The following is a 21,593-nucleotide window of genomic DNA, read 5'->3' on the forward strand; positions in this document are numbered from 1 at the left end:
CGCCTCACGCCTCGGCGGGAGCGCTTCAGCCCGGCCAGCGCTGGAGCGTGCCTTCCAGGTACTTCGTCCGGCAGGCCCGGCGCTGGACCTTGCCGCTCGACGTCTTGAGCACCTCGCCGTGCTGGAGCAGGACGAGCTCGTGCACGTCCAGCGAGTGCGCGGCGGCGACGGCCTGCCGCACCTTCTTGAGCGTCTCGCGCGGATCCAGGACGTGGGCCCCCTGTCCCTCACCGGGCGGGGTGTACTTGCGGTCCACCTCGATGAGGACGACGAGCTTCTCCTCGTTCGCCTGGTCGACGGAGAAGGCCACGCAGCAGCCGAGCCGGAAGCCCTCGTGCTGCGCCTCCACCGTCTGCTCGAGGTCCTGGGGATAGTGGTTGCGGCCGTCGACGATGATGAGGTCCTTCAGGCGCCCGGTGACGTACAGCTCACCGGCGCGCTGGAAGCCCAGGTCGCCCGTGCGCAGGAAGGAGCCCTCCGCCTCGTGGCCACGGATGCGGGCCTGGAAGGTCTCCGCGTTGAGCTCGTCGCGGCCCCAGTAGCCCTGGGTGACGTGGGGCCCGGACACCCAGACCTCGCCCACCACGTCATCGGCGCAGGGCTCGGACGTCTCCGGATTGACGATGCGCACCTGCCCGCCTGCCCAGGCCCTGCCGCAGCCCACCAGCGTCCGCGCGCCCGCCGCGTCAGGGGCGGCGTCGACGGCGCGGTTGCGCTCCAGCGCGCCCGCGTCGACGGAGAGGGTGCGGTACGGCTCCATGCCTGCGCCGCCCGACACGTAGAGCGTCGCCTCGGCGAGCCCGTAGCAGGGGTAGAGCGCCGCCCTCTGGAATCCGTGGGGGGCGAAGGTCCGGGCGAAGAGCTCCAGGGTGTCGGCGCGCACGGGCTCGGCGCCGTTGAAGGCGACCTTCCACGAGCTCAGGTCCAGGCCCTCGCGCTGCTCGGGCTTCACCTTCCGGACGCAGAGCGCGTAGCCGAAGTTCGGGCCGCCGCTCACCACGCCCCGGTACTTGCTGATGGCACGCAGCCAGCGCACCGGGCGCTGCAGGAAGGCCCACGGCGACATCAGCACGCCCTGCGAGCCGAGGTACATGGGCTGCAGCACCGTGCCGATGAGGCCCATGTCGTGGTACAGCGGCAGCCAGCCCACCACCGAGGCGTGCTCGTCGTTGCCGAAGCCCTGGCGGACCATCTCCTCGTTGGCGAGCAGGTTCCGGTGCAGCACCATGACGCCCTTGGGCGTCGCCGTGGAGCCGGACGTGTACTGGAGGAAGGCCACGCTGTCGCCCGTGAGGTGCGGGGACTTCCAGCGCTGCTCGATGCCCGCCGCCAGGGCATCCACGGCAATCCACCGGATCTCCTTCAGCACGGGGTAGGCCTCCGAGAAGGCCTTGACGCTCTCCAGGATTTCGCTCGTGGTGAGCGCGAAGCGCGGCTTCGCGTCCGCGATGATGGAGAGCAGGCGCGCCAGGGTCTGCTCGTTCTGGGGCGGGTAGACGGGCACCGCGGCCACGCCGGCATCCAGGCAGCCGAAGAAGGAGCCGACGTACTCCAGCCCCGGAGGAAACAGCAGCAGGGCGCGGTCATCCGCGGCCCCGTACTCCTGGAGCGTCGCGGCGATGGCGCGGGAGTGGCGGTCGAGGTCCGCGTAGCTCCAGACCTGCTCCTGGTCCTCTCCGTTGGTGAGGAAGGTATAGGCACGGGCCTGGGGCTTGGACTCGGCGCGCCAGCGCAGCAGCGCGCTCAACGTGGTGATGGACGAGGGGATGGCTGCGGTCACGGTGTGACTCCTTCAGAGGAGGGGTGGGCGGACGGACCCGCGGCGGCGGGGCCGGGGTCCTCCTCGGGCTTCGATTCGAGGGTGCGCAGGGGGCGATAGAGGGCGGCCAGTCCCGTCAGCAGCAGGGTCAGCGCGCCCGCGAGGACGAACATCAGCGCGATGCCACGTCCAGGCCCCGTGCCCACGAGCGTCCCCAGCAGCGGAACGAGCGCTCCGCCCGGACGGAGCGCGGGCTCGAACACGAGGTCCGCCAGGGGCCCGGAGACGGCGTAGGCGAGCGGCACCATCATCCCGGTGATGGCGCCGCTGAACGCGAAGACCCGGCCCCGGAGCGGCAGGGGCACGGTGCGCTGGAGGATGGACTGGCTGGAGCCGTTGATGATGGGAAGTCCGAAGAAGAAGGCGAAGGCGACGCCCGCGAGCAGCGGCAGGGACGTCCCAAGTCCGACGAGGACGAGGCAGAGGCCGCAGGTGAGCTGGAAGGCCAGCACGCCGTGAAGCTGGCGCCGGGGACCGCCCCAGGCGCTCATCACCACGCTGCCCACCAGCAGCCCGACACCGCCCGCGGTGGTGAGCATGCCCAGCGCCGTCACGTCGGCGAGGGCCAGCACCAGCGGAGTGACCAGCACCTCGACGACGCCGGTGACGAAGTTGCTGGCGGCGAGGAAGGCGAGCAGGGCCAGGAGGCCGGAAGAGTTCTTCAGATAGGCGCCGCCCTCGCGCACCGCCGCGAGGAGCGAGGGCCGCTGCTCCCCGGATGGGCTGGCGAGGTGGCGCTCCGGGATGTGCAGCGCCAGCAGGGGGAGGACGCCGAGGACGAAGCTCGCCGCGTCGATGAGCAGGATGCCTTGCAGTCCGACGGCCGCCAGCAGGAAGGCGCTCGCCAGCGGCGCCCCCAGCTGCGCGCAGGCCAGTCCCAGCTGGAGGAAGCCGTTGGCGCGGCCCAGGTGCTCGGGCGGCACCACCGTGGATACCAGCACGGCGAAGGCCGGCTGCTGGAAGGCGCTGGCCACGGAGACGACGGCCGTCGTGAAGTACGCATGCCACGGGCGGAGCTGGCCGGTGAGCAGCAGCACCGCGAGCAGCAGCGTCATCAGGCCGGCCGTGAAGTCGCTCAGCAGCAGCACCCGGCGGAGCTTCCACCGGTCCACCAGCGCGCCCGTCACCGGCCCGAGCAGGACGCCCGGGAGCGTGGCGCACAGCATGATGAGCGCGAAGCGCGTCACGCCCCCCGTCGTCTGGTACGTCCACACGCCCAGGGCGAAGCTGGTCAGCGAGGAGCCCAGCAGCGAGACGACCTGCCCCAGCCAGACCGCCAGGGAACGCCCGAGCGAGAAGCCCGGCGCGGGTGCCGCTCCCACCGCCGTCATCGGCCCGGCTCCGTGGTGGCACGGTCCAGGTGCCGGAGCACCTGCTCCGCGAGCACCTCGACGTGCGGCGAGCCCAGCATCGTCATGTGGTCTCCCGGGACGTCCTCGACGGTGACGGAGCGGCTGGCATGGCGCCGCCAGCCCCACGTTGGATCCTCCGCGAACTCTCCGGGGAGCACGCCATCCTCCTCATGCCGCTCCCTCGCCCGGAAGAGGGTGATGGGGACGGGGCGCGCGTCCTCCGGGAGGACGTAGGTGATTTCATAGGCGCGCTTGTAGACCTGGATGAGGCCGTGCACCTGCTGGCTGTCCGCCTCGGGGGGCAGCAGGCCGCTCTGGATGAGCCGCCCGGTGAGGTGGGCGAGCCGCTCCGCGGCAGTGAGGGGCCGGAGCGTCTCGGCGGAGATGGCCAGGTCCACGCCGTACAGGCGGCCGGCGGTGCTGGCGACAGAGGCCATCCAGTCGGCGTCGTCGAACGTGGACTCCTCCGCGGGCACCTCCTGGCTTCTCGGCACCGGGGTGTTGAGGAGGCCCAGGAAGGCGACGTCCTCGCCCTTCGCCCGGAGCCGCTGCGCCATCTCGAAGGCCACCCAGCTTCCGAAGGAGTGGCCCAGCAGGTGGTACGGGCCGTGAGGCCGCACCCGCTGGAGCGCCTCGACGTAGCACTCCGCCATCTCCTCGACGGACGCGTGGGGCGGGGCGTGCCCATCCAGCCCTCGCGCCTGGAAGCCGTAGATGGGCCGCGTGGTGCCGAGCCGCCGCGTCAGCTCCCGGAAGTAGAGGACGTTGCCTCCCGCGCCCGGCACGCAGAACAGCGGTGGACCGTCGCCTCCGGCCTGGAGCACCACCAGCGGAGACCAGGGACGCGAGGCTTCGTCCTCCTCGAGCGCCCGCGCGAGCTGTTCGAGCGTGGGGCCCTGGAAGAGCGTCGCCAGGGGCAGCGTCTTCCCGAAGCGCTCGCGAATCCTCGCCACCAGCCGGACGGCGAGCAGCGAGTGGCCGCCGAGGTCGAAGAAGCTGTCGTGCGCGCCGATGGGCCCAGTGCCCAGCAGCTCCTCGAAGATGGCCGCCAGCCGCTGCTCGGTGTCCCCTCGCGGGGCGACGAAGCCGTCCGACGTGTCACGCCGGGACTCCTCGGGCGGAGGCAGCGCCTTGCGGTCCACCTTGCCGTTGGGCGTGAGGGGGAACGACTCCAGGATGACGAAGGCGGAAGGCACCATGTAGGCCGGCAGGTGCTTCTTGAGGTCCTGCCGTAGCACTTCGGCCCCCACCACGCCGGGCGCGGTCAGGGTGAGGTACGCGACGAGCTGCCGGGCCGCGCCGTCGCCATGGACGAGCAGCTCCACGGCGCGCACGCCCTCGTGCTCCAGCAGCTTCGCCTTGATTTCATCCAGCTCGATGCGGTGTCCGCGGAGCTTCACCTGTGTGTCGTTGCGCCCGATGAACTCCAGCGTGCCGTCCGCCGCGTAGCGTGCCAGGTCGCCCGTCCGGTACAGGCGCGCGCCGGGCTCCTCGCTGAAGGGATGCGGGACGAAGCGCTCGGCCGTGAGGTGCGGCTGCCCCCGGTAGCCCCGGGCCAGTCCCACGCCGCCGACGAACAGCTCCCCGGGGACGCCAATGGGGACGGGCTGAAGCGCCGCGTCCAGCAGGTACATCCACGCGTTGGGGAAGGGGCGGCCGATGGGGACCGTCTGCTCGCTCGGGACGGGCGCGACGGACTCGAAATACGTGCTGTCGATGGTGGCCTCGCTGAGGCCATACGAGCTCACCAGCCGCGTGTCCGGGCCGCACAGGCCGCGGAGCTGGTGGTACTCGCGCATGTCCCACGTGTCCGAGCCCACGATGAGCAGCCGCATGAAGTCCAGCCGCAGCCCGTGCTCCTGGAGGTGGCCCATCAACAGGCGGACCACCGCGGGAACGAATTCGCCGCAGTCCACCTGCTCCCGTTGCATCAGCGCGTAGAGGCTCGCGGGCTCCAGCAGCCATTCGCGTGGGCAGAGGACGAGCGTGGCGCCCGAGCCGAGCGCCCGCGCGAGGTCTCCACTGAAGACATCGAAGGAGAAGCTCGCCATCTGCAGGTGGGCGCGCAGGGTAGGCAGCCGGTAGTCCCGCTCCCACGCGAAGTACGCGTTGGCGAGCCCGCGGTGGCCCACCATCACTCCCTTGGGACGTCCCGTGGAGCCCGAGGTGTAGACCACGTAGGCGAGGTGGTCCGGCCCCGCGCCACCCACGGGGGCCGTGTCCGGGTGACCTTCGATGGCGGGAGCGTCCTCGTCCAGGCTCACCACGGTGGGCAGCGGCGCGGGCAGCGTGGAGCGCAGCGCCCGCCGGGTGACGAGCACCGAGGGCTGGCTGTCCGAGAGCATCAGCGCGACGCGGTCAGGCGGATAGGAGGGGTCCAGCGGGACGTAGGCGCCTCCGGACTTGAGCACGGCGAGGACGGCCACCACCAGGTCCACGGAGCGCTCCAGGAAGATGCCCACCAGCCGCTCCGGCCCCACGCCCAGGGAGCGCAGGTGGTGCGCGAGCCGGTTGGCGCGAGCATCGAGCTGGGCGTAGGTGAGGCGGCGCTCCGGGTCGGTGACCGCGATGGCGTCCGGCGTCCTGGCGGCATGAGCCGCGATGAGGTGATGGAGGCAGGTGCCCTCCGGGACGTCACACCGGGCATCGTTCCACCCGCGCAGCAGCTGATCCCGCTCGTCCGCGGGGAGCAGGGGCAGCGAGGTGATGCGCGTGTCGGGCTGCGAGGCGATGCCGGCCAGGAGCGTCTGGAAATGGGACACCATGCGGCCGGCGGTGGTGGCGTCGAAGAGGTCCCGGTTGTACTCCCAGGTGCCTTGCAGTCCGTCGGCTTCCTCGATGAGCCAGAGGGTGAGGTCGAACTGGGCGAAGGCCTCTCCCTGGACGGAGAAGGGCTCCAGGCGCAGCGGCCCGACGGCCGCCTCGGACTCGGGGGTGTTCTGCAGCACCAGCATGGCCTGGAAGAAGGGCGGGAAGCTGGTGTCTCGCGCCGGGGCCAGCTCCTCCAGCAGCTTCTCGAAGGGGATGTCCTGGTGGGCGTAGGCCCCCAGCGTCACGTCCACCACGCGCCGCAACAGCTCCCGGAAGCCGGGGTTGCCGGAGACGTCCGTGCGCATCACGAGCGTGTTGAGGAAGAAGCCGATGAGCGGCTCGACGGCGGTGCGGTTGCGGTTGGCGATGTACGTGCCGACGCTGATGCGCGGCTCTCGCGTGTACCGGTAGAGCAGCGCCTGGAACGCGGCCAGCAGCACCATGTACAGCGACGCCTTCTCCTGGCCCGCGAGCGCCCGGAGCTTCCGCGTCACCGCCGCGTCCACGGTGAAGGTCCGCTTGCCACCGGCGTACGTGCGCACGCGAGGGCGCGGCCTGTCCGTGGGCAGCTTGAGGGGCGTGTCCGCGTCCGCGAGCTGCTTGCGCCAGTAGTCGAGCTGCGACGCCAGCACGTCCCCCTGGAGCCACTGCCGCTGCCACACGGCGAAGTCGGCGTACTGGATGGGCAGCTCCGGCAGTGGTGAGGGCTGGCCTCGCGAGAAGGCGTCATAGAGGGCCGCCAGCTCGCGCACGAGCACGCCGGTGGACCACCCGTCGGAGATGATGTGGTGGATCACCAGCAGCAGCACGTGGTCCTCGGGTCCCATGCGGACCAGCGTGGCCGCCAGCAGCGGGCCGCGCGCCAGGTCGAAGGACATGCCGGCCTGCCGCAGTGCCAGCTCCCGGCAGCGGGCCTCGCGCTCCTCGGTGGGCAGGTGCGTCAGGTCCACCACGGGCAGCGAGAGCGCCAGCCGCGGGGCGATGTGCTGCACGGGCTCGCCGTCCTCCGCGGCGAAGGTCGTCCTCAGCACCTCGTGCCGGCGGATGACCTCGTCGAGGCCGCGCCCCAGTGCCTCCACCTGGAGCGGGCCGCGCAGGCGCACGAACTCGGGGATGTTGTAGGCCGGCGTCCCGGGCTCGAACTGGTCCAGGAACCAGAGCCGGCGCTGGGGGAAGGAGAGCGGCAGCGGCCCCGAGCGCGAGGCGCGGGGGATGGAGGACGGGCGCGCCGCCGCCGCGGGCGTCGTGGCCTGCTGTTGCTGGCGCAGCTTCTTCAGCACCAGCTCGCGCTTCTCCGGGGACAGTCCGGCCAGCCGCTTCTGGAGTGCGTCACTCATTGTTGGAACCCTCCGCCAGGAGCGCGGCTTCCTCGTCCGACAGCCCGTCCACCTCGTCCAGCACGCTCGCGAGCGCCGCGTCGTCCGCGGCTTCGAGCTGGGCGAGGACGATGCGCTCGGCCAGCCCGGCGATGGTGGTGTGCTCGAAGAGGGCGCGCAGGGGGAGCTCCACCTGGAAGGCGGCATTCGCCCGGGAGATGATCTGCGTGGCCAGCAGCGAGTGGCCGCCGACGGCGAAGAAGTCGTCCATCACCCCGAGGGACTCCAGCCCGAGCACCTCGCGCCAGATGGCGAGCAGCGCCGCCTCCGTCTCCGTGCGGGGGGCGACCAGCGGGTCGTCCACCGCGCGCAGGCCCGCGTCCGGCGCCGGCAGGGCCCGGCGGTCCACCTTCCCGTTGGGCGTCAGCGGGAACGCGTCCAGCCGGAGGAAGAGGGCGGGGACCATGTAGTCGGGCAACCGCTCCCGCAGGTAGTCCCGCAGCGCCGAGGTGTCCGGCTCCGTCGCGCTGACGAGGTAGGCGACGAGCCGGGCGGGGCTCCCGGGGTCCTGCCGCAGCAGCACCACCGCGGCCTCGATGGACGGGTACTTGCCGAGCACCGACTCGATTTCGGCCAGCTCCACGCGGAAGCCGCGCAGCTTCACCTGGGTGTCCGCGCGTCCGAGGAACTCGAGGTTGCCGTCCGGCAGCCAGCGCGCCCGGTCTCCCGAGCGGTAGAGCCGCGCTCCCGGTCCACCGAAGGGGTCTGGCACGAAGCGCTCGGCTGTCAGCTCCGGGCGGAGGCGGTAGCCGCGGGCCACGCCTTCGCCGCCGATGAACAGCTCTCCGGCCACGCCCTCGGGCACGGGCTGGAAGCGCGCGTCCAGTACGTGGATGCGCACGTTGGCGAAGGGACGTCCGATGGGGACGAGCCGCGTGTCCGCTCCCTCCAGCCCATCGCTCTCGAACCAGGTGCTGTCGATGGTGGTTTCGCTGATGCCGTAGGAGTTGATGAGCCTCGTCGCGTCTCCGATGACGCCCCGGAGGCGGTGGTACTCATTGACGTACCAGGCGTCGGAGCCGGCGACGAGCACCCGCATGAAGTCCAGCCGCTGGCCCGTCTCCTCCAGGTGCTGGAGGAGGCCGCGAATCACCGCGGGGACGAACTCGGCGCAGTGGATGTCCTCGTCGCGCAGCAGCGCGTACAGGCGCGCGGGTTCGAGCAGCCACTCGCGGGGGCAGAGGACCAGCCGGCCGCCCGAGAGGAGCGCCCGGACGAGGTCTCCCGCGAACACGTCGAAGGAGAAGCTCGCCATCTGCAGGTGGTTCCGGCAGTGCTCCCGCAGCCCGTAGCTCCGCTCCCAGCCGAGGTATGCGTTGGCCCAGCTCCGGTGGGAGACCATCACTCCCTTGGGCGTGCCCGTCGAGCCGGAGGTGAAGACGACGTAGGCCAGCGCGCCGGGGCCGGCGAGCCGCGACGGCGGCGCGGTGGAGAGCGCGGCGCGGGCCGGCTCCTCCTCGTCCAGCAGGTAGCGCTCCACCGAGGACGCGCCCAGGGCGGACTCCAGCGCGCGCTGGGTGAGCAGCAGCGACAGGTGGGCCTCGGAGACCATCAGCGCCACGCGCTCGGCGGGGTAGGAGGGGTCGAGCGGAACGTACGCACCACCCGCCTTGAGGATGCCCAGCAGCGCGACGTACAGCTCGGGCGTGCGCTCCAGGTAGACACCGACGAGGACCTCGGGGCCGACGCCTCGGGCCCGGAGGTGGTGGGCCAGGCGGTTCGCCCGTTCGTCCAGCTGGCGGTACGTGAGCGTCGCGCCTCCGGGGGCGGAGACGGCGGGGGCATCGGGAGTCCTTCGGGCCTGGAGCTCGAAGAGCTCGTGCACGCAGGCGTCGTGACCCGGGGCCACGCGGGTGTCGTTCCACTCCACCAGCAGCCGGTGCCGTGCCGCCTCCGTGAGGATGGGCACCTCTCCCAGGCAGCGGTCCTCGGAGGCGCCGAGCCCCACCAGGGCGGTGGCGAGCTGCTCCAGCAGTTGCTCCACGGCGCGTTCCTCGAGACGGGGGGACTCGAAGTCGATGAGCAGCAACAGCTCCTTGTCGGCGTGGGCCGTCAGGGTGAGCGGGTAGTGGGTGCGCTCCTGGGCGCTGACATCGCGGACCTCCAGCGCGCTCGCGCCCTGCCGCACCGACTGCTCCACGGGGTAGTTCTCGAAGACGAGGAGCGTCTCGAAGAGCGGGGTGCCTCGGGGCACCTGGCTCCAGCCCTGGACGCGCACCAGCGGCGCGGACTCGTAGGGCGAGCGCTCCACCTGCGCGGCCTGGAGCTCCTTCAGCCAGTCCACCACCTTCCTGTCCGGGGGCAGCCGCACCCGCGCGGGCACGGTGTTGATGAACAGGCCCACCATCTGCTCCACGCCGCTCAGCTCGGGCGGACGTCCCGCCACGGTGACGCCGAAGAGGACGTCCTCCGCGCCGGCATGGCGCCCCAGCACCAGCGCCCACGCGGCCTGGACCAGCGTGCCGAGGGTGACCTGGTTGCGGCGCGAGAAGGCGCGGAGCCGCTCCGTCGCGTCCGCGGGGATGAGGACCTTCCGCTCACCCATCACCGGGGTCGCGCTCCGGGCCTGGCCTCCCTGCTCACAGGGAACCGGTGTCGGCTCGGTGAAGCCGGCCAGTGACTGCCTCCACCACGCCTCCGCCTTCGCCGTGCCCTGCTCGCGCAGCCAGGCGATGTAGTCGCGGAACAGCGGCGGCGCCTCCATGGGCGACGCTTCATGGCGGAGGTGCGCGTCGTACCGCGCCAGCACATCGTTCAGCACGCGGCCCACGCTCCACCCGTCCAGCAGCAGGTGGTGGAAGCTCCACACCACGCGCCAGGTCTTCTCACGCAGGCGCAGCACCGCCACCCGCATCAGCGGCGCCCGCCCGAGGTCGAAGCCGCGCGCCTCGTCCTCCTTCATCCACGCGGACTGCCGGGCCCGCTGCTGCTCGCCGGACAAATCCCTCCAGTCCGCCTCCTCCCAGGGCAGCGTGGCCGCGCGGTGGACGAGCTGGTGCGGCTCCTCCATGCCCTCCCACGCGAAGCTCGTGCGCAGGATGGGGTGGCGCTCCATCGTCTCCTGCCACGCGAGGCGCAGCGCCTCCCGGTCCAGGTCCGTGTCCAACGTCCACGCGGCCCGCTCGAAGTACACGCCCGCGCGAGGCTCCAGCCGCGCATGGAAGAGCATGCCCTGCTGCATGGGGGACAGCGGGTAGAGGTCCTCCAGCCCGGGGTTGGCGCGCAGCAGGCCATCGAGGGTGGCCTGCGTCACGTTCGCCAGGGGGAAGTCCGAGGGTGACAGCCGCTTCGCGTCCTCCGAGTCCCGCTGTGCCACCAGCTCGCGCAGCGCCTGGAGGTAGCCCTGGGCCAGTGCCTCCATGGTGGCCCGCTGGTGCAGCGCCTCGCTGTAGGTGAGGGACACCTCCAGCCGGCCCTCCAGCACGTGGGCATTCACCTCCAGCACCTGACGGCGCCGTCCCAGCGAGCCCTGCTGGGCGCCGATGGACTCGTCGGCGGGAATGAGCGGGGACGAGGGCGGCAGGGCCGAGTCGAGCTGGCCCAGGTAGTTGAAGGCCACCTGCGGCTCGGGCACGGCTTCCAGCCGCGCGCGCACGCCGTCCTGGCGCAGGTAGCGCAGCAGCCCGTAGCCCAGGCCCTTGCGCGGCACCCGCCGCAGCGCGTCCCGCACCGCCCGCAGCCCGTCGCCCGGCGTGCCGTCCGGCGGCAGCTCCACCGTCACCGGGTAGATGCTGGTGAACCAGCCCACGGTGTTGCCGAGGTCCACGTCATCGAAGAGCTCCTCGCGGCCGTGTCCCTCCAGCTGCACGCGGTGCAGGCGCTGTCCCGTCCATCCGGCGAGCGCGCGGAGCAGGCCGGCGAGCAGCGCCTCGTCGACGCGGGCACGCCAGGCCCCCGGCAGCTCCTGGAGCAGCGCGCGGGTCTCCGCGGCCTCCAGCGCGACGGTCAGCGTGCGCGCCGACGCGCGCGTGTTGTCGCCGCCCGGCATGTCCAGCGGCAACGGGGGCACGTCTCCGCCCTGCCGCAGCCAGTACGCGGTCTCGTCCGCGAGCTCCGGGCTCCGGGCGTGGGCCTCCAGCCGCCGCGCCCACTCCTGGAACGACGTCGTCTTGGGAGGCAGGGCGACGGGCTCCCCCTGGAGGAGCTGCTGGCAGGCCGTCCCCAGGTCGCGGAGCAGCACGCGCCAGGAGACGGCGTCCACCACCAGGTGGTGCATGGCGAGCAGCAGGCGTGAGCCACGGGGGCCCAGGTCGAAGAGAACGGCGGCCACCAGGGGCGCCCGCGCCAGGTCGAAGCCGGACTGCGCCTTCTGTGCCTCCGCCTCCAGCGCCTGACGCTGGGGTCCTTCGTCCAGGGACGCGAGGTCCACCTCGCGCAGATCCACCGTGCACTCCAGGCCGGCGTTCTCCTGGCGCCAGCCCTCCGGTGCCGCCCCGAAGCGCAGTCGCAGCGCGTCGTGGTGCGCCACCAGCGCCTTCAGCGCGTCGCGCAGCACCTCCGGCTTCGGGCGCTCGCGCAGCCCGAGCAGGACGGACTGGTTGTAGTGGTGCGGCTGGGGGAGCCGCGACTCGAAGAACCAGTGCTGGATGGGCGTGAGGGGCACGGGGCCCGTCACCACGCCCTGCTCGCCGCGGGGGGCCCGGGCCTCGCCCACGTGGGGCGCCAGCGCGGCGATGGTCTGGTGCTGGAAGAACTGCCGCGGGGTGATGCGCAGCCCCGCCTCCTGGGCCCGGGCGATGACCTGGATGCTGATGATGGAGTCGCCGCCCAGCTCGAAGAAGTTGTCGTGGATGCCCACGCGCTCATGCGACAGCACCGAGGCCCAGATGCCGGCCAGCGTCTGCTCGACGGGCGTGCACGGCGCGACGTACGTGTCCTTGCGCTGCCGCTGCCGTGGCGCCGCGGACGTCAGCGCCTTGCGGTCCACCTTGCCGCTGGACGTCAGCGGCAGGGACTCCAGGGCGATGAAGGCCGAGGGCACCATGTAGTCGGGCAGCCGGGCCTCCAGTGCGCGCCGCAGCGCCGCGGAGTCCGGAGCCTGCTCGCCGCTGGAGACGAGCCACGCCACCAGCTGCTTGCGGCCTGGCACCTCCTCGACGACCGCGACCGCGGCCTCCCTCACCTCGGGAAGCTCCGCCAGCGCGGCCTCGACTTCGCCCAGCTCGATGCGGAAGCCGCGCAGCTTCACCTGGAAGTCGGCGCGGCCCAGGAAGTCGAGCCGGCCGTCCGCCAGCCAGCGCACCCGGTCTCCGGTGCGGTACAGCCGCGCGCCCGGCACGCCGCTGAAGGCGTCCGGCACGAAGCGCTCGGCGGTGAGGTCCGGGCGGCCCAGGTAGCCACGCGCCACGCCCGTGCCGCCGATGAACAGCTCACCGGGCACGCCCGTGGGCACCGGCCGCAGCGACGCGTCCAGTACGTACAGCCGCACGTTGGGCCACGCCCGGCCGATGTCCGGCCGCGCCGCGTCCACGTGCTCCTGCGCCGAGGCGCACACCGTTGCCTCGGTGGGGCCATACGCGTTGACGAAGTGGCGGCCGTCCACCCACCGGCGCGCCAGCTCCGGCGTGCATGCCTCGCCCGCGGAGATGACCGATGCCAGCGCCGGCAGCCCCGCCGGGTCGAGCTGCGCCAGCACCGAGGGCGTCAGCGTGGCCACGGTGATGGCCTGGGAGACCAGCAGCCCTTGGAGCGGAGCGCCGGGCATGAGGGCGTCACGAGGCGCGAGGCACAGCCGCGCGCCCGCCAGCAGCGCGGAAAACGTCTCGCACACCGAGGCGTCGAAGCCGATGGCCGCGAACTGGAGCACCCGGCTGTCCGACCGGACGCGGTGCGCGCGGATGGCCGACAGCGCCGTGTTGCACAGGCCCCGGTGCGCCAGCAGCGTGCCCTTGGGCTGGCCCGTGGAGCCCGAGGTGAAGATGACGTACGCGAGGTTGTCCGGCGACAGCGCCACCGGGGGCGGCTCCACCGGCTGCCTGGCGATGTGGGCCGCGTCCGCGTCCAGGCACACCAGCAGCTCCGTCTGGACGGGCAGCTCGTCCGCCAGGTGCTCCTGGGTGACGACCACCGGCGCGCCCGCGTCACGCATCATCAGGCCGAGCCGCGCCATGGGGTACGTGGGGTCCAGCGGCAGCCACGCGCCGCCGGCCTTGAGGATGCCGAGGATGCCGACCACCAGCTCCAGCGAGCGCTCCATGCACAGGCCCACGCGCACCTCGGGCCCCACGCCGAGCCCACGCAGGTGCCACGCGAGCTGGTTGGCGCGAGCGTCCAGCTCCCGGTAGCGGAGCTCCTGGCCCTCGAAGCTGACGGCCACCGCGTCCGGCGTGCGCGCCGCCTGGGCCTCGAAGAGGCGGTGGGCGAGGCACGTCTCGGGCAGGGGCGCCGCCGTGTCGTTCCACTCCACCAGCAGGCGGTGGCGCTCCGGCTCGGGCAGCAGCGGCAGCCGCGAGACGTGCTCCTCGGGCCGCGCCACGGCGCCCACCAGCAGCTCCCGCAGGTGCTCCCGCATCCGCGAGATGGTGCTCTGCTCGTACAGGTCGGTGCTGTACTCGCACAGGCACTCCAGCCCGCGCTCCGTCTCGGCGACGACCCACGTCATGTCGAACCGGGCGGTGTTCGTGGTGCTGGCCTCCTCCTTCAGGACCAGCCCGGGCAGCTCCAGGTCGGAGCCGGGCGCGTTCTGGAGGATGAGCTTCACCTGGAAGAGGGGCGAGTAGCCCACGCTGCGCTCGGGGTTGAGCGCCTTGACGAGCTCCTCGAAGGGGAGGTCCTGGTGGGCGTAGGCGTCCAGCGCCGTGCGCCGCGTCTGGCGGAGCAGCGCGCGGAAGGTGGGGTCGCCCGCGAGGTCTCCGCGCATGACGAGCTGGTTGATGAAGAAGCCAATCAGCCCCTCGGTGCCCAGGTGGTTGCGGTTGGCGATGTCCGTGCCGACGACGAGGTCCGTCTCGCCCGTGTAGCGGTGCAGCAGCACCTGGAAGGCGGCCATCACCGCCATGAAGGGCGTGGCGCTCTCGCGGCGGCAGAGGGTGCGCAGGGCCTCGGCCTCCTCGTGGGACAGGAGCAGTCCCTGGTGCGTGGTGCCCCGGAAGGTCTGCACCGGCGGGCGGGGGTGGTCCGTGGGCAGCTCCAGGAAGGGCGGGGCGCCCGTGAGCCGCTCCTTCCAGTAGGCCGTCTGGCGCTCCAGCACGGGGCCGGACAGCCACTCCCGCTGCCAGCGCGCGTAGTCCGCGTACTGCACCGGCAGCGCGGGCAGCGGCGATGGCCGGCCGGAGCAGAAGGCCTCGTAGAGCGCCGCCACCTCGCGCACCAGCACGGACAGGGACCAGCCGTCGGCGATGATGTGATGCAGCGTCAGCAGCAGCAGGTGCTCCTGTTCATCCAGCCGCAGCAGGGTGCAGCGGAAGACGGGGCCGCGCTCCAGGTCGAACGGACGGCGGGCCTCCTCGTCCACCCGGCGCCGGGCCTCCTCCTCGCGGCGCTCGGGGGGCAGCTCCGTCAGGTCGATGACGTCCAGGGCCCCGGGCTCCACGGGAGTGACGACCTGTACCGGCATCTGCCCGCTCATCCGGAACGTCGTGCGCAGGCTCTCGTGGCGCTCGCGCAGCGCCTCCATGCAGCGGCGCACCACCTCCGTGTCGAGCGCTCCCGTCAGCCGGAGGACGGCCGGCATGTTGTAGACGGGGCTGTCCGGCTCCATGCGGTAGAGGAACCACAGCCGCTGCTGCGCGAAGGAGAGGGGCAGCTCGCCGTCGCGGGGCGTGGCCTGGATGGGAGGCGGAGGCGGCTCACCCGAGGCCCGCGCGCGCAGCGCCTGGATGCGCTCCGCCAGCCCGGCCACGGTGGGGTCCTCGAAGAGAGCGGCGATGGGCAGCTCCACGCCGAAGGCCTCGCGCACCCGCGACACCACCTGCGTGGCGAGCAGCGAGTGGCCGCCCAGGTCGAAGAACGCATCGCGGATGCCGAACCGGTTCGTGCGCAGCACGGATGCCCAGATGCTGGCGACCAGCTCCTCGGTGCCGTTCCGGGGGCCCTGGACGCCGCCGCTGGACTCCGACGGCGGCGCGGCGAGCGCCTTGCGGTCCACCTTGCCGTTGGAGGTGAGCGGCAGGGACTCCAGCACCATGAAGGCGGAGGGCACCATGTAGCCGGGGAGCCGCTGCTGGAGGAAGGCGCGCACGTCGCCCGTCTCCACCGTCTTCCCGGCGTGGGGCACGACATAGGCCGCGAGGCGCTGGTCTCCGGGCACGTCCTCGCGCACCAGGACCACCGCGTCGCCGACGGACGGGTGCTGGCGCAGCGTGGCCTCAACCTCTCCCAGCTCGATGCGGTGGCCGCGCAGCTTCACCTGTCCGTCGCGGCGGCCGAGGAACTCCAGGTTGCCGTCCGGCAGGAAGCGCGCGAGGTCTCCCGGGCGGTACAGCCGCGCGCCCGGGCGCCCGCTGAAGGCGTCCGGCACGAAGCGCTCGGCGGTGAGCTCCGGGCGGCGCAGGTAGCCGCGCGCCACGCCCACGCCGCCGATGTACAGCTCGCCCGTGACGCCCACGGGCACCGGCTGGAGCTGAGCGTCCAGGACGTACAGCTCCGCGTTCGCGATGGGACGGCCGATGGGGACGATGCCGTCCACCACGCCGCCCGCGCTCACGTCGTGGATGGAGCAGCCAACGACGGTCTCCGTCGGGCCGTACTCGTTGACCAGACGGACCCGGGGCGCCTGACGCCGCCACAGCTCCGCCGTCGCGGCGGGCAGGGCCTCGCCGCCAACGACGAAGGTACCCTCCAGCGCGGCCAGGACCTGCTCGGGCAGCAGGTTGGACAGCACCTGGAGGTGGGCCGGGGTGAGCTTGACGAGCCCGTGCCGGTGCGCGCGCAGCGACTCCGCGAGCGCCTCCAGCTCCCGGCCCGAGGGCAGCAGGTGGACCGTGCCACCCGCGAGCAGCGGAGTGAGGAGGCTGGTGAGGGTGGCGTCGAAGGCGACGGACGTGTGCACCGGGGCGCTCTGTCCCTCCGTCACGCGGTACTCCCGCCGCGCCCAGTCGAGGTAGTGGACGAGTCCCCGCTGCGTCACCAGCGTGCCCTTCGGCAGGCCCGTGGAGCCGGAGGTGTAGATGACGTACGCCAGCGCGTCACCGCCCGCGCTCGCGGGAGGCGCGTGGACCGGCGAGCCGGCGAGCACGTCCTGCGTCCCGTCCAGGCAGAGGCGGCGCACGCCCGTGGAGGCGAGGCCGGGCTCGAGGGCCTTCGTGGTGAGCAGCACGTCCGCGCGCGAGTCCGACAGCATGTACGCCAGGCGCTCGGCGGGGTAGGCCGGGTCCAGCGGCAGCCAGGCCGCGCCCGCCTTGACGGCTCCCAGCAGGCCGATGAGCAATTCGAGGGAGCGGTCCATGCAGAGCGCCACGAGACGCTCGGGGCCCACGCCCAGCGAGCGCAGGTGCCAGGCGAGCTGGTTGGCCCGCGCATCCAGCGCGCCGTAGGTGAGCGTCCGCGAGCCCTCCACCGCGGCCAGCGCGTCCGGAGTGGCGGAGGCGCGCGCCTCGAAGAGCTGCCGGAAGGTCGCTTCGGAGGGGAACGGGGCGCCGGTGGCGTTCCACTCCACGAGCAACCGCCGCTGCTCCTCCGGGGGCAGCGCGCTGGAGGTGTGGTGCGGCTGGTCCGCGTGGAAGGCCAGCGCGCTCAGCACGCGCTGGAAGGCGGCGCCAATCTGCTCCACCTGCGCGTGCTCCAGCTCGACGGCGTTGTAGTCCAGCTCGAGCGTCAGCTCCTGGGTGTGCGGCTCGGTCTGGAAGTGGACCGCGAGGGTGACGTTGGTGCCCTCGGAGCGGATGATGCCCAGCGCCTCCACCTGCGCGAGCGTGCCGGCCAGCTCGTGCAGGACGTGGAAGTGCATGTAGTTGAACATGACTTCATAGAGGGGCTCGCGGCCCCACTGCCGCTGGATGTCCGCCATGGGGTAGCGGCGGAAGGGGTACAGCGCGCGCTCGGCGTCGAACGCGCTCCGGACCAGCGACACCCAGCTTCCCGGGGCCAGCCGCATCCGGAAGGGCACGGTGTTGAGGAAGATGCCGCGCAGCCGGGAGCCGTCGCCTTCCTCCGGGCGGCTGTTGACGCCCATTCCGGTGATGACGTCGTCCTGGCCGCTCATCAGGCCCATCACCTTGAGGTGGGAGGCGACGAGGATGCTCTTCAGGGGCACTCCCGCCGAGCGCGTCAGAGCGAGCAGCCCGTCGTGAATCTCCCGGGAGAGGGGCACCTTGACGGTGGTGATGCGCGGTGTGTTGGACGCCAGCGGGCGCCGCCAGCGCGGCAGCTTCATCACGGAGCCGCCGGCCAGCAGGCCGCTCCAGAAGCGCTGATGGGTCTCCGACACGAGCGCCCGGCGCTCCATGGCCACGAAGTCGCGGTACGTCAGGCTCACCGGCTGCTCGGGGGGCGGCGGCTGGCCGTTCACCAGGGCGTGGTGGTGGTTGAAGATCTCCACCAGGGTGGTGTGGAGGCTCCAGCCGTCGATGATGGCGTGGCACTCGGTGAGCGTGAACTGGAAGGACTGGTCACCGCGCAGGTGGATGTAGAAGCGCAGCAGCGGCGGTACCGCCAGGTCGAAGTGGCGGCGCTTCTCGTCCTCCAGGAGCTGGCGGATGGTGGCCTCCTGCTCCTCGTGGGACAGGTGGCGGATGTCCACGACCTCCAGGGAGAGCTTCGCCTCGCGATGCACGAGCTGGAGCGGCTCGCTGTACGTCGTCAGGTCGAACGACGTGCGCAGCACCGGGTGGCGCGCGACGATGACCCGCACCGCCTCAGCGAACAGCTCCGTGTCCACGGGCGTCTGCATGCGCAGATGGAAGCTGTCCGTGTTGTGGTAGATGTTCGAGTCCGGCGCGAGCTGCATGTGGTACAGCATTCCGGCCTGGATGCGTGCGAGCGGATATGCGTCCTCGATGCCCTGCGGCAGCTTCGCGCGGTCTTCCTCGGAGATGAGGCTGAAGGGCTCGGTGCGCGGGAACTCCTCACGCTCCGGCTGGGCCCCCGAGGCCCCGGCCGCCTCCAGCAGGGTGGCCACCGTCTGGTGCTGGAAGAGCTGCTGCAACGTGAAGCGCACGCCCTGGCGCTGCGCGAGCGTCAGCACGCGGATGCTGAGGATGGAGTCACCGCCCAGCGCGAAGAAGTTGTCGTGGATGCCCACTCGCGGCACGCCGAGCACCTCCGCCCAGATGGCGCACAGGGCGGCCTCCGCGTCGTTGCGTGGGGCGGTGTACCGAGCCGGCTCCGAGCGCGCCAGGGACGGCGCGGGCAGCGCCTTGCGGTCCACCTTGCCGTTGGCCGTGAGCGGGAACTGCTCCAGCATGACAAAGGCGCTCGGCACCATGTAGTCCGGGAGCCGGGCCAGCAGGAACTGGCGCAGCTCGGTGACGCTCGGCGCGGGCTGAGAGCCGGTGGCGAGGTACGCCACCAGGGACTTGTTGCCCGGGGTCTCCTCGCGCACCAGGACGAGCGCCTCGCGCACGGCAGGGTGCAGGCTGAGGACGACCTGGATTTCTCCCAGCTCGATGCGGAAGCCGCGGATCTTCACCTGGTCGTCGATGCGGCCCAGGTATTCGAGCTGTCCATCCGGCGTGAAGCGAGCCAGGTCTCCCGTCCGGTAGAGCCGGGCCCCGGGGCGGCGGCTGAACGGGTGGGGCACGAAGCGCTGCGCGGTGAGGCCGGGCTGGCCCAGGTAGCCGCGAGCCAGTCCCGCGCCGCCGACGTAGATCTCCCCCGTGACGCCGATGGGCACCGGCTCCATCCTCGCGTCCAGCACGTAGAGCTGGAGGTCGGGGATGGCGAGGCCAATGGGGCTCTGCTGGGTGAGCGAGGCCTCCGCGGCCGTCATCGGCCGGTAGGTGACATGCACCGTCGTCTCGGTGATGCCGTACATGTTGATGAGCTGGGGCCGCGCGTCCCCGTGCCGCTTGAACCAGGGCACGAGGGTGGCCGGCTCCAGCGCCTCACCGCCGAAGATGACGTAGCGCAGGGAGAGCGGAGGCACCGCGGGAGCCAGGCGCTCTTCGGCCTGGATGAGCTGGCGGAACGCGGCGGGCGTCTGGTTCAGCACCGTGACGCGCTCGTCGTGCAGCAACTGGTAGAAGGCGTCGGGCGAGCGGGACGTGAGGTAGGGCACCACCACCACCCGGCCGCCGTACAGCAGCGCGCCCCACAGCTCCCACACGGAGAAGTCGAACGCGTACGAGTGGAAGAGCGTCCAGACGTCGCTCTCGTCGAAGTGGAACCACGCCTCCGTCGCCTCGAAGAGGCGCATGACGTTGCCGTGCGGCAGCAGTGAGCCCTTGGGGCGCCCCGTCGACCCCGAGGTGTAGATGACGTACGCGAGGCTGTCTCCCGAGACGGGAACACCCGGCGGAGTGGTGGGCTGCCGCGCGAGCTGCTCGGCGGCGTCCTCCAGGACGAGCAGTGACACGCCCTCGGCGGGGAGCCGCTCCACGAGGTGGCGCTGGGTGATGGCCACGGGCATGCGGCTGTCGGCCACCATGTAGGCCAGCCGGTCCGCGGGATACGTCGGGTCGAGCGGCACGTACGCGGCACCCGCCTTGAGGATGCCGAGGATGCCCACCACGGTGGCGGCGGAGCGCTCCACGCACAGGCCCACCAGCGTCTCCGGCGTGACACCGCGCTCCAGCAGGGCATGGGCGAGCTGGTTGGCGCGGCGGTCCAGCTCCGCGTAGGTGATGCGCTCGCCGTCGCTGACCACCGCGATGGCGTCGGGCCGCCGCCGCGCCTGCTCCTCGAAGCGGTGGTGCAGGCAGTCCGCGCCGGGGAAGGGCTTCAGGGCCGGCCACACGTCGAGAATCTGTTGCCGCTCCGGCTCCGTCAGCAGCGGCCACGCATCCAGCCGCAGGTCCGGGTTGGCGGTGACGCCCGCGAGCAGCGTGAGCAGGTGCCCGCGGAAGCGCTCCATGGTGGCGCGGTCGAACAGGTCGCTGTTGTACTCGATGACGCCGCGCAGCCCGTCGGCGCTCTCTTGCAGGTCCAGCGTGACGTCGAACTTGGAGGTGCCCGTCTCGAGGTCGACGGTCTTCAGGACGAGTCCCGGGAGCGTCAGCTCGCGCGGCAGCATCGTCTGGAGGTTGAGCGCCGTCTGGAACAGCGGGGTGTACGAGAGGTTTCGCTCGGGTTGGACCTGGTCCATCAGCTGCTCGAAGGGCAGGTCCTGGTGGGCATGGGCCTCCAGCAGCACCTCTCTCGCGCGCGCCAGCAGCTCACGGAAGGTGGGGTTGCCGGACAGGTCCGTGCGCAGCACCAGCGTGTTGACGAAGAAGCCAATCAGCCCCTCCGTCTGGACGCGGGTGCGGTTGTTCTGCGGGGCGCCGACGAGGATGTCCGTCTGGTGCGTGTAGCGGGACAGCAGGCCCTGCCACGCGGCCAGCAGCGTCATGAAGAGGGTGGCGCGCTCGCGCTGGCCCAGCTTCCGCAGGTCCTCCACCAGGGCCGAGGGCAGGTGGACGGGCAGCACCGCGCCCCGCTGCGTCTGCACCGAGGGCCGGGGCCGGTCGGTGGGGAGCTGCAGCACGGGCGCGCCGGCGAGCCGCTGCTTCCAATAGGCGAGGTGCTCGTCCAGCACCCCGGGCGTCTCCAGCCACTCGCGCTGCCACTGGGTGTAGTCCGCGTACTGGATGGGGAGCGGCTCCAGCTCCGGCTCGCGGCCGGCGGAGAACGCCTCGTAGAGCCGTGACATCTCGTGGACGAGGACGCCGAGCGAGCCACCGTCCGAGATGATGTGGTGCATCGTCATCACCAGGAGGTGCTCGGTGGGCGCCAGCCGGAAGAGGCGCAGGCGCAGCAGCGGGCCGCGCATCAGGTCGAACGGCCGGCGGCACTCCTCCGTGGCCAGCCGCCGGGCCTGCTCCTCACGCTCCGCCTCGGGCCTGGCGCTCAGGTCCACGAGCACGACGGGCGCGCTGCCCTCCGGCGCGATGACCTGGACGGGGTTGCCGTCCTCCTGGGCGAACGTGGTGCGCAGCGATTCGTGCCGCTCCACCAGCGCGTCGAAGGTGCGCTGGAGCGCGCCGACGTCGAGCTGCCCGCTGAGCCTCACCGCCCCCGCGATGTTGTAGCTCGGGTTCTCCGGCTGGAGGAGGTGGAGGAACCACAGCCGCTGCTGCGCGAACGAGACTGGGAAGACGAAGGATTCGGCGGTCATGGTGTTCGGGAAAAGGAAGGGTGTGGGGGACGGCCCCGGAAGGT

4 protein-coding genes are annotated in these 21,593 nt (G+C 72.1%); all 4 read right to left on the bottom strand.

Going from position 1 to position 21,593, the window contains the following annotated elements; genetic code table 11:
• Positions 1-25: 25 nt before the first annotated feature.
• From K8638_RS18780 to K8638_RS18795, 4 genes are read right to left on the bottom strand one after another with little or no spacing between them, the layout of a single operon-like run.
• Positions 26-1,780, bottom strand: coding sequence for a fatty acyl-AMP ligase (locus tag K8638_RS18780; protein ID WP_223755927.1), 1,755 nt, complete (start codon positions 1,778-1,780; stop codon positions 26-28).
• A complete protein-coding gene (locus K8638_RS18785) occupies positions 1,777-3,150 on the bottom strand; it encodes an MFS transporter (RefSeq protein ID WP_223755928.1) in 1,374 nt (457 codons plus the stop codon). The genes K8638_RS18780 and K8638_RS18785 overlap by 4 nt, the downstream gene beginning before the upstream one ends.
• A complete protein-coding gene (locus tag K8638_RS18790; RefSeq protein ID WP_223755929.1) occupies positions 3,147-7,319 on the bottom strand; it encodes an amino acid adenylation domain-containing protein in 4,173 nt (1,390 codons plus the stop codon). Before K8638_RS18790 ends, K8638_RS18785 begins: the two co-directional genes overlap by 4 nt.
• A complete protein-coding gene (locus K8638_RS18795; protein ID WP_370644037.1) occupies positions 7,312-21,501 on the bottom strand; it encodes an amino acid adenylation domain-containing protein in 14,190 nt (4,729 codons plus the stop codon). The genes K8638_RS18790 and K8638_RS18795 overlap by 8 nt, the downstream gene beginning before the upstream one ends.
• Between the last annotated feature and the right edge of the window lie 92 nt (positions 21,502-21,593).

It is taken from the genome of Myxococcus sp. RHSTA-1-4 (assembly GCF_020037125.1).
In the GTDB taxonomy this organism is placed as follows: Bacteria; Myxococcota; Myxococcia; order Myxococcales; family Myxococcaceae; genus Myxococcus.

Coding starts and splice junctions, on each gene's coding strand:
- K8638_RS18790 (WP_223755929.1), bottom strand. CDS start 7,319: ATGAGTGACGCACTCCAGAAGCGGCTGGCCGGACTGTCCCCGGAGAAG.
- K8638_RS18785 (WP_223755928.1), bottom strand. CDS start 3,150: ATGACGGCGGTGGGAGCGGCACCCGCGCCGGGCTTCTCGCTCGGGCGT.